This is a genomic window from Shinella sp. WSD5-1 (genome assembly GCF_963942435.1).
In the GTDB taxonomy this organism is placed as follows: Bacteria; Pseudomonadota; Alphaproteobacteria; order Rhizobiales; family Rhizobiaceae; genus Shinella; species Shinella yambaruensis.
This window is the reverse complement of record NZ_OZ012598.1, coordinates 129,264-142,860: the sequence shown is the minus strand read 5'-3', so window position 1 is coordinate 142,860 and position 13,597 is coordinate 129,264. Positions and strand designations below refer to the sequence as shown.

Annotated in this window: 12 protein-coding genes and 1 riboswitch; of the genes, 5 read left to right on the top strand and 7 right to left on the bottom strand. The window is 65.7% G+C overall.

Annotated features, from left to right (window positions below; all coding sequences use genetic code 11):
• The first annotated feature begins 513 nt into the window (after positions 1-513).
• The gene (locus AABQ55_RS27460) at positions 514-1,749 is read left to right on the top strand and encodes a flavin-containing monooxygenase (protein ID WP_272808337.1); all 1,236 of its coding nucleotides are present in this window, start codon (positions 514-516) and stop codon (positions 1,747-1,749) included.
• 49 nt (positions 1,750-1,798) lie between these two features.
• On the opposite strand, the gene AABQ55_RS27455 is transcribed toward AABQ55_RS27460, so the two are convergent.
• The 7 genes from AABQ55_RS27455 to AABQ55_RS27425 form a co-directional block, all read right to left on the bottom strand.
• Entirely contained in the window at positions 1,799-2,851 is a 1,053-nt protein-coding gene (locus AABQ55_RS27455; protein WP_272808338.1) for a D-alanyl-D-alanine carboxypeptidase family protein, read from the bottom strand.
• A 159-nt stretch (positions 2,852-3,010) separates the two neighbouring features.
• Positions 3,011-4,324, bottom strand: a complete 1,314-nt coding sequence (locus AABQ55_RS27450) for an MFS transporter (protein ID WP_272808339.1) — start codon at positions 4,322-4,324, stop codon at positions 3,011-3,013.
• Positions 4,325-4,547: 223 nt separating this feature from the next.
• Entirely contained in the window at positions 4,548-5,204 is a 657-nt protein-coding gene (locus AABQ55_RS27445; RefSeq protein ID WP_244770217.1) for an SGNH/GDSL hydrolase family protein, read from the bottom strand.
• Positions 5,205-5,236: 32 nt separating this feature from the next.
• Positions 5,237-6,187: an ABC transporter permease gene (locus tag AABQ55_RS27440; RefSeq protein WP_272808340.1), complete on the bottom strand. Its 951-nt coding sequence runs from the start codon at positions 6,185-6,187 to the stop codon at positions 5,237-5,239.
• 2 nt (positions 6,188-6,189) lie between these two features.
• The gene (locus AABQ55_RS27435; RefSeq protein WP_272808341.1) at positions 6,190-7,164 is read right to left on the bottom strand and encodes an ABC transporter permease; all 975 of its coding nucleotides are present in this window, start codon (positions 7,162-7,164) and stop codon (positions 6,190-6,192) included.
• A gap of 16 nt (positions 7,165-7,180) precedes the next feature.
• On the bottom strand, positions 7,181-8,674 hold the full coding sequence (locus AABQ55_RS27430; RefSeq protein WP_272808342.1) for a sugar ABC transporter ATP-binding protein: 1,494 nt from the start codon (positions 8,672-8,674) through the stop codon (positions 7,181-7,183).
• 59 nt (positions 8,675-8,733) lie between these two features.
• A complete protein-coding gene (locus tag AABQ55_RS27425; protein WP_244770214.1) occupies positions 8,734-9,810 on the bottom strand; it encodes an ABC transporter substrate-binding protein in 1,077 nt (358 codons plus the stop codon).
• A 265-nt stretch (positions 9,811-10,075) separates the two neighbouring features.
• Here AABQ55_RS27425 and AABQ55_RS27420 point away from each other — a divergent pair, with 265 nt between their 5' ends.
• The 4 genes from AABQ55_RS27420 (at position 10,076) to AABQ55_RS27405 (ending at position 12,941) form a co-directional block, all read left to right on the top strand.
• On the top strand, positions 10,076-10,726 hold the full coding sequence (locus tag AABQ55_RS27420; protein ID WP_244770213.1) for an SGNH/GDSL hydrolase family protein: 651 nt from the start codon (positions 10,076-10,078) through the stop codon (positions 10,724-10,726).
• Positions 10,727-10,779: 53 nt separating this feature from the next.
• Positions 10,780-11,853, top strand: coding sequence for an ROK family transcriptional regulator (locus AABQ55_RS27415; RefSeq protein ID WP_336314405.1), 1,074 nt, complete (start codon positions 10,780-10,782; stop codon positions 11,851-11,853).
• 102 nt (positions 11,854-11,955) lie between these two features.
• Positions 11,956-12,438, top strand: coding sequence for a type II RES/Xre toxin-antitoxin system antitoxin (parS, locus tag AABQ55_RS27410; RefSeq protein WP_244770211.1), 483 nt, complete (start codon positions 11,956-11,958; stop codon positions 12,436-12,438).
• Positions 12,435-12,941, top strand: a complete 507-nt coding sequence (locus AABQ55_RS27405) for an RES family NAD+ phosphorylase (RefSeq protein ID WP_272808344.1) — start codon at positions 12,435-12,437, stop codon at positions 12,939-12,941. The genes parS and AABQ55_RS27405 overlap by 4 nt, the downstream gene beginning before the upstream one ends.
• A 391-nt stretch (positions 12,942-13,332) precedes the next feature.
• Positions 13,333-13,537, top strand: a riboswitch (cobalamin riboswitch).
• The last annotated feature ends 60 nt before the right edge of the window (positions 13,538-13,597 follow it).

Genomic DNA, 13,597 nt, shown 5'->3' with positions numbered 1-13,597 from the left:
TCAATATTGTATGCAAATATTTGCAACAATCATGCATGCGATTATGCCTGGGATGGCCAGAATTACCTTTCCGCTTCCACTTCGAGACGAGCCCCGGAAAAGAAGCAGCCAGCCGCTCCCGGCTCGACGCCACCATCCAGGGTCCTTGGATTTTTTATTATTTTTCAAATGTTAAGCGTGCACGATATGATATGAAGCCCTATCCTGGCGCCTCCAATCCGAGGCCACTTTTTTGTAAGGAGCGACTCGTTCTCCGAAAATCTTCTGCTGAAGATTGCACGCCTCACGAGCCCAAGGGTGTTGAGGAGACCCAGCTCGCTCACAAATCTCCGGTTTTATTCAATGAAAGCAGAGAGTAATTGTATACATAAATCATGATCCAAAGGCGAGCTTAGCGGCCGCCTAACCAGCGCTGAACCAAACGCTCATGTCCGCCTCTTTCGCCTTCCACTACACAAATCCGCATGGGTCGGCTGCAAGGTCGACGCTTCGGCAAGGGAAGAGGAAAGCGGCATGCCAGTGGAAAAAGTGGACACGCTCGTCATCGGTGCCGGCCAGGCCGGCGTCGCGATGAGCGAGCATCTCGGCAAACGCGGCGTGCCCCATCTCGTGATCGAAAAAGGCAGGATTGCCGAAAGCTGGCGCAGCGCCCGCTGGGACTCCCTCGTCGCCAACGGCCCCGCCTGGCACGACCGCTTCCCCGGCATGACCTTCGAAGGGCTCGACGGCGACGCCTTCGCCTCCAAGGAACAGGTGGCCGACTACTTCGTCACCTATGCCGAGAAGATCAAGGCGCCCATCCGCTGCGGCGTCGAGGTCAGGGTCCTGCGCAAGGAGGGCGACGCCTTTCGCGCCGAGACGTCCGACGGTGTGATCGAGGCGAGACGCGTGGTCTCCGCCACCGGCGCCTTCCAGCGCCCGGTCATCCCGGCCGTCGTGCCGGCCGAGGCGGGCATCCGGCAGATGCATTCCAACACGTACCGCAATCCGGGCCAGTTGCCCGAAGGCGCGGTGCTGGTGATCGGCGCCGGTTCGTCCGGCACGCAGATCGCAGACGAGCTGCTGCGCGCGGGCCGGCGCGTCTATCTCTCCGTCGGCCCGCACGACCGCCCGCCGCGGCGCTATCGCGGGCGCGACTTCTGCTGGTGGCTGGGCGCGCTCGGCATCTGGGACCTCAAGGTTCCCGCCCCCAATACGGAACATGTCACGATCGCGGTCAGCGGCGCCTATGGCGGGCAGACGGTCGACTTCCGCCGGCTCGCGACGCGCGGCATGACGCTCGTCGGCCGCGCCGAGGCCTTCCGGAACGGCGTGATGACATTCGCGCCGGATCTCGCCCGGAACATCGCGCTCGGCGACGCCAACTACCTCTCCCTGCTCGACCTCGCCGACGACTATGCCGCCCGCAACGGCCTCGACCTGCCGGAAGAGCCCGCCGCGCGCATCCTGGAGCCCGACCCGGCCTGCGTGACCGATCCGCTGCTCACGCTGGACCTCCGCGAGGCCAGCGTCACGACGATCCTGTGGGCGACCGGCTATGCGGTCGATTACGGCTGGATGAAGATCGACGCCTTCGACGAGAAGGGACGGCCGGTGCACGAGCGCGGCGTCTCCAAGGTGCCGGGCCTCTATTTCCTCGGCCTGCCCTGGCTATCACGCCGCGCCTCGTCCTTCATCTGGGGCGTCTGGCACGATGCAGACCATCTGGCAGGCCACATCGCCCGGCAACACGAGGCCGCATCCTCATGAAGGGCCGCCCCTTGGAGGGCGGGCGCCGCCAAGCGGTTCGTTGCAGCGGTCAGGAAGGACGGCGCGTGGGTATCGGCACGTCGTCCGCATTGTCCACGGCCCAGGTGCTGATCACGCGGACCTGCCCCGGCACCTCGTCCTGCAGATAGGTCTCGTGACCCGGCAGGCCCATCGGATAGAGCGCGTTCCGGCTCGCCTCGTAGGCTGCGCTCTTGTCGGTGCAGAGAAGGATGCGCATGTCCTGCGGCGCGACATCGGTCCGGTTCTTAAGGTCTTCCAGAAGTCCCGCATCGGAAGACAGGCGGCCATCGAAGGCCTCCGTCAGGTATTGCGCCGACCGTTCGTTGCGTTCCCGTTCGGTCGTCGCGCCCAGAACGACCACCATCACGCGTTTTCCATTGCGCGTCGCCAGTCCGACGAAATTCCGCCCGGATGCGCACAGGAAGCCGGTCTTCATTCCGATGGTGCCGCTGAAGCGGGTCAAGAGCAGGTTGTTCGACTTGATCTCCTTGCCGTCGATCGTGACGGCCGACGCCAGAAAGAAGCGGCGATATTCCGGGAACAGCCGGTCCACTTCCATGCCGAGAACAGCAAGATCGCGCGCCGTCGTATAGTTCTTCCGGTCGAACAGGCCGTTCGGATTGGAAAAATGCGTGCCGGTGAGCCCGATGCGCGCCGCCGTCTCGTTCATGCGTCGAACGAAGGAGGCCTCATCGGAGGCCACCGCCTCCGCCAGCGCCACGGCGACATCGTTTGCCGAAGCGGTGATCATGGCAAAGAGCGCGTCTTCGAGCGTCATCGTCCGACCGAGGGTGAGGCCGGATTCCAGAAAGGCCTGCTTCGTTGCGTTGCGGGTCATGGTGACGGGTGTCGTCAGGGTCACCTCGCCGGCGCGGATCGCTTCGAACACGACGAGCGCCGTCATAAGTTTGGTCGTCGAGGCGGGATACCAGGGCACCCCGGCATCCTCCGCATGCAGCACCCGATGATTGTCGGCATCCACGACGAGCACGGGCGTTGCATGTGCCGATGTCCACAGGAAAAGGGATGCAACAAACACCAGGCTCTTCCATGGTCGTCCGGCCATTGTGTTCTTGATCATGTACCAGTCTCCGCAGGAAGACGTCCTAATGGCATGATGCGCCCCGGCAGCACAAGGGTTTGCTGTAGCGCGACGCCGGCTGTGCCGCGCCGAGGCGGAGCAGGCAGCGCTTTGCCGCTCCCCGCCTCTGCCGCAGGATTTCGCCGGATTGGGGCCGGCTCAGGCCAGCGATGCCTGCCGCGTCTCCGCATCGATCAGGAAGGCCGCGACCGCGGCGGCGACGAGAAGGCCGGCAAAGATGCCGATGGCAAGGCCGAAACTCTGCTCCACGACAAGCCCCGTCAAGGACGGCGCCAGCAAGCCGCCGAGCCGGGCCACGGCGCCTGCCGTGCCCATGCCTGTCGCCCGCGATGCCGTGGGATAGAGCTCCGGGGTAAAGGCATAGAGCGCGCCCCAGGTGCCGAGCAGGGCGAAGCTCATGAGCAACAGGGACGCACCGATCAGCATCCCCGTTCCGGCGACGACGAACAGCAGGCATCCCAGCGCCGACAGCAGGCAGAAGCCCGTCAGCGTCGGCCGGCGTCCCCATGTCTCCACGCCGTAGGCGGCCAGCGCATAGCCGGGTATCTGGGCCAGCGCGAGGAAAACGAGGAAGCCGTATCCCCGGACGAAGCCGAAGCCCTCCCCCGCCAGCCTCGGCGGCAGCCAGGTGAAGACACCGTAATAGGAGACGGAGACGAGAAACCAGATCGCCAGGATCATCAGGCTGCGCTGGCGCAGATCGGCGCCGAAGATGCCGGGTTTACCGACGACGGGCGGCGAGACCAAGGGCACATCCGCCGCCAGCGGCGCCTTGCCATTGGCAACGAGGATCCTGTCGAGGACGGCCTTCGCCTCCTGCGTCTTCCCGAGGCGCAAGAGGTAGAGGGGGGATTCCGGCACCAGGAAGCGCAAGCCGATGCCGATGAGCGCCGGAAGCGCTGTCGCCGCGAAGATGTAGCGCCAGCCGTCCGCGATGCCGGCAAGGCTGACGGCCCAGGCGACAAGCGCGACGATGAGCGTACCGACGGCCCAGAACCCTTCGAGCATGACCAGCCAGCGGCCGCGATTCCTGGCCGGCAGGAACTCCGCCATCATCGCATAGTCGACGGGCAGCGTACCGCCCACGGCCACGCCGGTGAGGAACCGCAGCACGAGCAGGATGGTGAAATCCGGCGCGAAGACCGACAGCGTGCCGAAGAGCGCATCGCAGGCGACCGTGACGATCAGAACCCGTCGCCGGCCTATGCGGTCCGCAAGCCTGCCGAAACCGGCGGCGCCGACGAGCATGCCGAGGAAGAAGAGCGTGCCGGTCTGCAAGGCTTGCGGAACCGTGAGGCCGAACGTGGCGGCGATCGATGCCGCCGTAAAACCGACCGCGAGCACCTGCATCGCATCGGCCGTCCAGACCAGGCCGAAGATCGCCAGAAGCCGCCGCTGATAGGCCCCGGCGCCGGCACGATCGAGGACCGCGTCCACTGTGATTGTCGTCATTCGGCCGCTCTCCGCATGTGCAGTCCCCTGGCAATGGCAGCGGCACCTTAGCCGCCCGGCCGGACCGGTGGAATTGCCTGTGCGAGGAAATCCACCGGGAAGGGCAGCGGCAAGCACTCAAATGACATGATGCGGCGCAACAGCAGCCGGCCTGCCGACGTTCGACAGGAGCGAGGCCTGGGAAGGTGCCACTCCGGCCGGGGAGGAGCCGGAGTGGCCTTGCTCAGAACAACGCCGCGACCTTGTCCGCGATGGCGTGCCCGAGCTTGATATTGGTTTCCGCCGAGAAATGAATGCCGTCGACGCCATCGGTGGCGACGTGGTCGCCGGCGGCCAGGAACTCGACCTTCATGAAATCGGCAAGTGCCTTGTAGAGGCCGGCCAGCTGCTTCGACTTCTCGTAGCCGCCGCCGAACATGCCCTCGAACCAAGGGTCGGGCATCGGCGCCAGCGGCGGCGGGGCGACGACGAGCACCCGCGGCGCCGGATAGGGCGTGCCGACGCCGCCGGCCGAGGTCAGCACCTGGCCGACGAGCTTGCCCATGCCGTTGGCGATCTCGTAGGGCGTACGGTGGAAATAGGACTTCGTGTCGTTCGTGCCCAGCATGATGATGACGAGATCGAGCGGCAGGTGGCTGGCGAGCGCGGCCGGAAGATAGGCACTGCCGTTGAGCCGCGTGTCGTTCGGATCGTCGAGGCTGGTGGTGCGGGCGCTGAGGCCTTCCTCGATGATATGGTAGCCCGTGCCGAGCCTTGCGGCCATGGCCCCGGTCCAGCGTTGCTCATAGGGATAGCGCAGGGTCGGTGCGGATTCCTTCACCGGGATCCAGCCCCATGTCAGCGAGTCTCCAAAGCACAGGATTGAGCGCTTGTCCGCCATTGACGTCCTCCTTGAATGGCTGTCGGTTGTTGTCACTTGCCGGCGCGAAGGCCGTAGAAAATGGCCGCGAGCAGGATGATCAGGCCCTGGGCGACGAGCTTGCCGGCGTCGCCCACGCCGAACATCGTCATGACGACGAAGAGGAAGGCGAAGCAGAGCACGCCGAAGAACGGCCCCCAGACGCCGCCCTCGCCCCGCCCGAAGACGACACCGCCGAGAATGGTCGCGGCGACCGAGAGAATCGGCAGGTCGAGCCCGACGCGCACGCTGCCGACGGCGATGGAGGCCGTCTGGACGAGCGCGGCAAGCGCGGCCATGAGGCCGGCGAGCGTGTGGGCAAGGATCACCGTGCGCTCCACCGGCACGCCGGAGAAATGCGCGGCCGGCATGCTTTCCCCGACGGCGGCGACGAAACGGCCGAAGACGGTCTGCGACAGCAGCAGCGCCATCAGCGCGGTGAGCGCGATCCAGAAGAGAACCGGGCTCGGCAGGCCAATGAAACGGGTATTGAACAGCTCACCGAAGATTTTCGGCACGTCGCCCGGCGGCTTGCCGCTCGAAAGGTATTGCACGAAGCCGACGAGCACGATGGAGAGCGCCAGCGTGACGATGACCGCCGAAACGCGACGCTTGGCCACCATCAGGCCGTTGAAGAGGCCGATGGCAAGGCCGGTCGCCAGCGCGAGCGCGACGTAGAAACCGAGCGAGGCGCCGGGAAAGATGCCGGACGAGATGCAATAGTTGATGAGAAGGATGATGCCGCCACCCGACAGGTCGATCGACTTCACCCGCATCACCAGAAGCTGGCCGAGCACGAGGATGCCGAGCGGCACGACCTGGCGCACGAAGACGCCGAGTACATTGGCGTTGAGCATCTGCGGGCGCGCGACGAAGAGGATGACGAGCAGCGCGGCGAGCAGGTAATAGGATGGCGGGACCCTGGAAATCCGCCGGAAGAGAGGCGAGCTGACGAAAGCCGACATGGTCACAGTCCGATCTTCTTGCGCGACTGGAGCGCGACGACCGCCAGGAGCAGGACGCCCTTGACCGCCGTCTGGACGAAGGGGGTAACGTTGAGCAGGTTCATGCCGTTGGAGAGCAGCGCGAGCACCGCAACGCCGATGATGGTGCCATGCAGGCTGCCGACGCCGCCGGAAAGCTGCGTGCCGCCGATCGCGACCGCCGTGATGGCGTCGAGCTCCATCAGCAGGCCGACATTCGGATCCCCCGAGACGATGCGCCCGGCAAGGAACACGCCGGCAAGAGCGGCAAAGAGCGAGCAGATCACATAGGCGAGAAGGATGTTGCGGCTGGCGGGAATGCCGAAGTTGCGTGCAGCATCGCTCGAGCCCGAGGCAACGCCGCCGCCGATGGCGAAGAGATGCAGGCCGTAGCGCGAGCCGTAAAGCAGCTTCCAGGCGAGAAGGATCGTGACGATGCCCCAGAAGACCGGCAGCGGAAGGCCGAGAAACGTTCCCTCGACCATCCAGCGCACGCCATCCGGCACTGCGCCGCCCGAGACCGGGCGCAGCACGCGGGTGATGCCGAGCACGACATATTGCATGGACAGCGTCGCAACGATCGGGTGCACGTTGAGCCGGGTGACGCAGTAGCCGTTGGTCGCGCCGATCAGCGCGGCAAGCAGGAAGACGCCGGGAAGGGTGATGACGCCCGGCAGGTCGAGCGCGAGGATCGCCGTGGTGAAGCTGACGACGGAACCGATGGACAGGTCCAGCCCGCCGACGAGCACGACGAACATCTGCCCGACCGCAGTGATGAGCAGCGGCATGCCCTGCGCGACGAGATTGGCAAGGTTGCTCCACTGGCCGAACTGGCTGGTGGCCGCCGCAAGCCAGAGCGCCATGGCAAGCGCGATGACGAGCGGCAGCAGCCAGAGGCCCTGCCGGCTGCCGCGGCCCGCCAGCAGTTTTCCGAAGAGGGAGGAAGAAGAAGGGTTCATCGGGCGGTCCAGTCCGTCATGCGCTGAGGGCCGCGTCGAGAATGCCGTGCTCGGTCGCATCGCTGGCCCGCATTTCCGACACGATGGTATTGCCGTGGATCACGTAGAGGCGGTCGCAGAGGCCGATGAGCTCGACCGTCTCGCGCGAGAGCACGAGCACGGCGCCGCCCGCCTCGGCGAAATCGCGCAGGATCCGGTAGATTTCCGCCTTGGCGCCGACATCGACGCCGCGCGTCGGCTCCTCGATCAGGAGGAGGTCGGCATCGGTGGCGAGGTAGCGGCTCAGCAACACCTTCTGCTGGTTGCCGCCGGAAAGCGCGCCGACAGGGGCGGATGGACCCGAGGCCTTGATGTTCAGCCGGCGCATCGTCTCGGCGATGACGGTGCCGTAGCGCCTGGCTGCCTTCAGCGCCGGCCGGCCGGCATGCAGCGCCGCGACGATGTTCTGGCCGACGGAATGGCCGAGGAACAGTCCCTCATCCTTGCGATCCTCGGGCACGAACGCCCCGCCGAGCGCCTGCCAATGCCGCATGCCGCTTTCCTTCGCCACGGGCAGGCGGATGGTTTTGCCGCGCCGGGACACCACGCCTTCAACGGGCGCGAATTGCCCGACCAGTGCCCGCAGCGCCTTCTGCTGGCCCTGCCCTTCCAGCCCGGCGAAGCCGACGATCTCGCCCTTTTCGACCGTAAACGAAAACGGCCGCGCCGCCGCATCGAGCCGCAGCCCGGAAACCGAGAGCGCCGCCACGCCTGTTCCTTCGCCCCGTTCCGGGAAGAGGTCCTGCAGCTCGCGCCCGACCATCATCGCGATCAACGAGGCCGGCGTCATCTCGGCGAGCGGCTTCGTGCCGACGCGCTGGCCGTCCTTCAGCACCGTGACCACGTCGCAGATCGCAAAGATCTCGTCCATGCGATGGGAGATGTAGACGATGGCCTTGCCGGCATCGCGCAGCGCGCGGATATGCCGGTTGAGGATCTCGACGTCGGCGGCGTTGAGCGCGGCGGTCGGCTCGTCGAGGATGAAGACGTCGGCATCCGCATCGATGCCGTGGGCGATCTCGACGAACTGCCGCTCGGCGATGGACAGTTCGGAGACCAGCATGTCCGGATCGAGCGTCAGGCCGAGGCGGGCGAGCGCGCCCTTCGTCTCCTGCCGCATGCGCCGCCGGTCGATGCCGCCAAGACGGCCAACCGGCTCGCGACCGAGGAACATGTTTTCCGCGATCGTCATGTTGGGCAGCAGCGACAGCTCCTGGAACACCGTCGATATGCCGGCTTCCAGCGCGGCGCGCGGATTGGCGAAGGCGACGGGGCGGCCCGCACGGCGGATCTCGCCGCTGTCCGGCTGATGCACGCCGGCAAGGATCTTCATCAGCGTCGACTTGCCGGCGCCGTTCTCGCCCATCAGGGCGTGCACGGTGCCAGGCGCAAGCGCCAGCGACACATCCCGAAGTGCGACACTGCCGCCGAATGCCTTGGATATTCCAGACATTTCAATGAGATGCGACATGGATTCCCTCCGCCGTGACGGCGGAAGGCGGGTGATGGCCCGCCTCCCGTGCGGCGCGCCTACTGCTTGGCGTAGAACTGCTTGAGCTGATCCTCGGAGAGCTCCGACGGCCACCAGACATTGGCCGAAAGGTCGTCGCGGTAGTATTTCTTGACCTTTTCGAGGTCCCAGCCCGGCGGGTTGTAGTCGTAGTGCTTGTGGAGCGCTTTGCCTTCCAGGAGGGCAACGGCGGCGCGGATGCCGGCAGCGCCCTGGGCAGGGCTGTATTCGGACGATACCGACTTGAAGCCGTCGGCGATCCACTGGCCGAAGAAGCCGTTGTTGCCCTCGCCGGAAATCGGCGGAATGGCCGCGCCGAATTGCTTGAAGACGTCGACGCAGGCACGCGTCATGTCCGCGCCCGACGACCAGATGCCGGCGACATCGGGGTCGTTGAGATAAAGCGTCTCGCAGACCTTCTTGGCCTTGTCATATTGCCAGTCGCCGTGCTCCTCGGCGGTGATCGTGATCTCGCTGCCTTCGAGCGCCTGCTTCAGGCCGTTGTAGCGGTTCGTGTCCTCCGGGTGCCCGGCGAGGCCGCGCAGCACCCAGATATTGCCCTTGCCGCCGAGCTCCTTGACGAGGAAATCGCCCATGACCTTGCCGAAATGCTCGGCGCCGCCCTGGATTTCCGTCGTATAGGCATCGGATTCGATGCGGCCCGTGTGCAGCACGACGGGGATGCCCGCCGCCACGGCCTTCTCGATGCTGGCATTGGCCGAGGTCGAGGTGACCGGCTGGACGATGATCGCATCCACCTTCTGGGCGATCAGGTCCTCGATATCGGCGACCTGCTTCTTCTGGTCGAAGCCGGCATCGAGCAGGATGAACTTGGAAATGCGCGTGTCGCGGTCGGCGGCGGCCTGCGCCTCGTGTGCCACCTGCACCGTCCAGGTATTGGCGTTGACGCCGAAGCTGCTCATGCCGATGACCCAGGGGGCATCCTTCTTGTATTTGCCCTCTTCCACCGTCGGATTGTTGTCCGCGCGGGTCGTCACGCCGTCGAGCAGAGGCACGTCCTGCGCCAGGCTGTTCGTTGCGAAGACCACGCCGGCCAACAGAACCGACAGGCCGATTTTCCTGATGATGCTGCTCATACTTCTCCTCCAAAAAGCTGGCGTCCAAAGAGGCCAAGGCCGGCCGGAAGGCATGCGGCATCACCAGCCCGCGACCCATGTCCGGTGCTCGCCCGCAGCCTTTGAAACGACCTGAAACTCTCCTCCGGCCAACACAAAACCACTGGCGCTTTCGGCTGTCAATAGTTATTCAGACTGAATGAATAATCTGCCGTCCTTGCAAATCGCCCCTGCGGATGCGAAGTCTCAACCGCAATTGCGGGCATACGGCCCGGTGGAGGAGACAGTGACGCGGACCGTTCTATGCTTCGGGGATTCCAACACCCACGGCCAGATTCCCGGCCGCGGGCCGCTTGAGCGCTATCGCCGGGAACAGCGCTGGGCCGGCGTTCTCGAAGGCCAGCTCGGCCCCGGCTGGCAGGTCATCGAGGAGGGCCTCAGCGGCCGCACGACGGTGCATGACGACCCGATCGAGGGCGCCTTGAAGAATGGCCGGACCTATCTGCGCCCCTGCCTGCAGAGCCACGCGCCGCTCGACCTCATCATCATCATGCTCGGCACCAACGACCTGAAACGGCGCTTCAACATGCCGCCATCCGAGGTCGCCATGGGTATCGGCTGCCTGGTGCACGACATCCGCGAGCTGTCCCCCGGCCCTGCCGGCCACGATCCGGAGATCATGATCGTCGCCCCGCCGCCGATGCTGGACGATCTGAGGGAATGGGAATCGATCTTCTCCGGCGCGCAGGAGAAATCCCGCAGGCTTGCGCTGGAATTCGAGATCATGGCGGATTCGCTGGAGGCCCATTTCTTCGATGCCGGCACGGTCTGCCGGTGCTCGCCGGCTGATGGATTTCATATCGACGAACAGGCGCACCGCCAGCTCGGCGAGGCGCTTGCCCAAGAAGTGCTGGCGATCGGGTGGCCGGATGCCTAGGCGTTTCCACAGCACCGTCATCGCCCTTGCCGGGGAGCGCGCCCATGCCTGACATGCGTTTCGCGCCGCCCAACCCGCTCCGCATCGCGGACCGCGCCAGCGGCCTCAACTCGCTGAGCGTGCGCAGCCACAACGAGCGTCTGGTGCTCTCGCTGCTGCTGCAGAACGAAGCGACGACCCGCCTCGAGATCGGCGAGAAGACCGGCCTTTCGGCGCAGACGATCTCCGTGATCGTGCGCTCGCTCGAACAGGAGGGCCTTGTCGTGCGCGGCGCGGCGCAGAAGGGTCGCGTCGGCCCGCCGACGACGCCTCTCATGCTGAATTCCGAGGGCGCCTATTCCGTCGGCGTCAGCGTCGGCTACCGCAACACCCACATCGTCGTCGTCGATTTCATCGGCAATGTGCAGCATCACCGCGTGATGCCGCACAGGGCGGCCGATACGTTCGACGCGCCGGAAGCCCTGGCGCTCGAAATCCACCAGGCCATCGCCGGCCTTTCGGAAAGCCGGCAGGCGCGCATCGCCGGCGTCGGCCTGGCGCTGCCCACCCCGCCGATCCGCTCCGGCCCGGACCATGACGTGCTGCACCGCCATCTGGAGGCCGAGCTCGGCCTGCCGGTTTTCGTGCAGAACGACATCACGGCGGCGGCAGGCGGCGAAAGCCTGTTCGGCACGGCGCGGCAGTTGCAGGATTTCCTGTTCTTCTATCTCGGCGCCCGCCTGCACGGCCGCCTCGTGCTCAACCACCAGATCTACAACGGCAATTCGCCGCTGAGCTACGATGTCGGCGTGCTCGCGCTGGAACGCGCCCTGCCGTCCGGCAGCACGCTGGCGGAAAAGCTCTGGGGAGAGGTCCCGTCATGGCCGCCCATGGGGCCGGCCCTTGCGGCCTGGCAGCAGGCCTGCGCGGAAAGCCTCATCCAGCTAACGCAATCCCTCCTGCAATTCATCGAGCTTAAGACCGTCGTGCTCTCGTCCTTCGTCCCCACCGAGATCTGCGAGGCGTTATGCAACCTCATCCGGCAGGAAATCCCCTCGGTGAGCGCCGTCGTGGGAAGGACATCCGCAGCCCCGAAAGCCGTCGGCGCCGCAAGCCTGCCCTTCAGTTCGCGCTTCATGGTGCACTAGGCCGGATCCATATTCCGCAGACGGCCCGGATGCGATCCAGGCCTTGAAATTGCATGCGACAGATGACATATTCCAAGCGACAGATGACGCGGGAGAATAACCATGGCCGTCGCAGCAAAAGCATCGCAGGCAGCAACCGGTGGCGAACTGCAGAAAATCGAAGCCCTGCTCGGCGGTTCGCGCATCCTGTCGCGCCGCCTGACCAATGCGCTTGACGCGCATGAACTGCTTCTGCACGGCCTGCCCGCATCGGCGCTGGATCACCTTGTCGGCAATCTCGTCTTCATCGGCAAGAACGAATCGCTCGAAAAGGCCGTGGGCATGAGCCTGCGCACCTGGCAGCGGCGGAAGGACACGCCCTCCAAGCCGCTCAGCCTGGAACAGAGCGGCCGGACCTGGAAATTCGCCGAGATTCTCGCAAAGGCGACGGATATTTTCGGATCGCAGGCGGAAGCCGAGCAATGGCTGGAGCGGCCGGCCATCGGGCTCGACCAGCGCCGCCCCATCGACCTTCTCGGCACGCCTGCCGGCGTGGAGCTGGTCGAGGATCATCTCGACCGCCTGGAATACGGCGTCTACGCATGACCGTTCTGCCCATCGCGCTCGGCGGGAGCGAGCTGGTCGCGTGGCGGCTCGACCAGGCTGTCCATGCGCCGAGCTGGGATAGCGGCGAAGGCGCCTACCGCGTGGGCGGACGCTGGAACAGCAAGGGCACGCGCGCGGTCTACTGCTCGCTCGATCCTGCGACCGCAATCCTCGAAGTCGCGGTCCACAAGGGATTTCATGCGCTCGACACGGTGGCCCATCGCATGACGGCCGCCGTCATTGCCGATATCGGCGATGTCCACGTCGTCGATCCGCAAACGGTGCCCAATCCCAACTGGCTGCGCCCGGGCATTCCCGGCGCGGGCCAGCAGGCCTTCGGCGACGACCTGCTGCGACGGCACCGTTTCGTCGCGATCCCCAGCGCGGTCTCGCCGCACAGCTGGAACCTGATCTTTCTCGCAGGCGCCGCGCCGGGCACCTATGCCCTGAAATTCCAGGAAAGCTTCGCCCTGGACACGCGGCTGCATCCATCGACGGCCTGATGCGCCTGCACGACCTTCCCGTGCCCGCAGAGTGCGCACCGGCCAGCCGACCACTCCAAAACCGGCGGCGGGACGACTGACCCAACCGGCCTATGCCGTCTGGGTCAGGAAGGCCGCTATGGCATCGATCTCGTGCTGGCGCACCTCGTGGCCTCCGTCACCAGGGTTCACAAGGGCGGGGAGCGCACCCACCACGGCACGCCTCGGCCCCAACCCGGCGCGGTAAGCATCGGACCCATAAGGCTCGCTCCCTGCGGAGCCGGCCGTATCCCTTCCCCGGTGGCATGATCCTGACGGCGTTGGTGCTGGCGCCGTTGCCCGGCCAATTTCTGCCGCCCATGACTGTGGGTATGGCCTTATGCCCCTTGACCGGGCTTCGCAACCGCCAATAAGCTTTGTTCGCGACACAGGTTCCGTCAGCCCGACGGATGAAAAGGGAACACGGTGAGGATTACCCATCAGGGGCCGAGACCGTGGCTGCCCCCGCAACTGTAACCGCCGAGCTTGCCTCACGATGCCACTGTGCGTTCTGCACGGGAAGGCGAGGATAGCGACGACGCGGAAGTCAGGAGACCTGCCTGTGCCGGTCACCCATGCCAGGATACGGGGTGTGTCCGGGCGCGGCCGTCCGTAGCGGTGACATTGTCGACGATGTC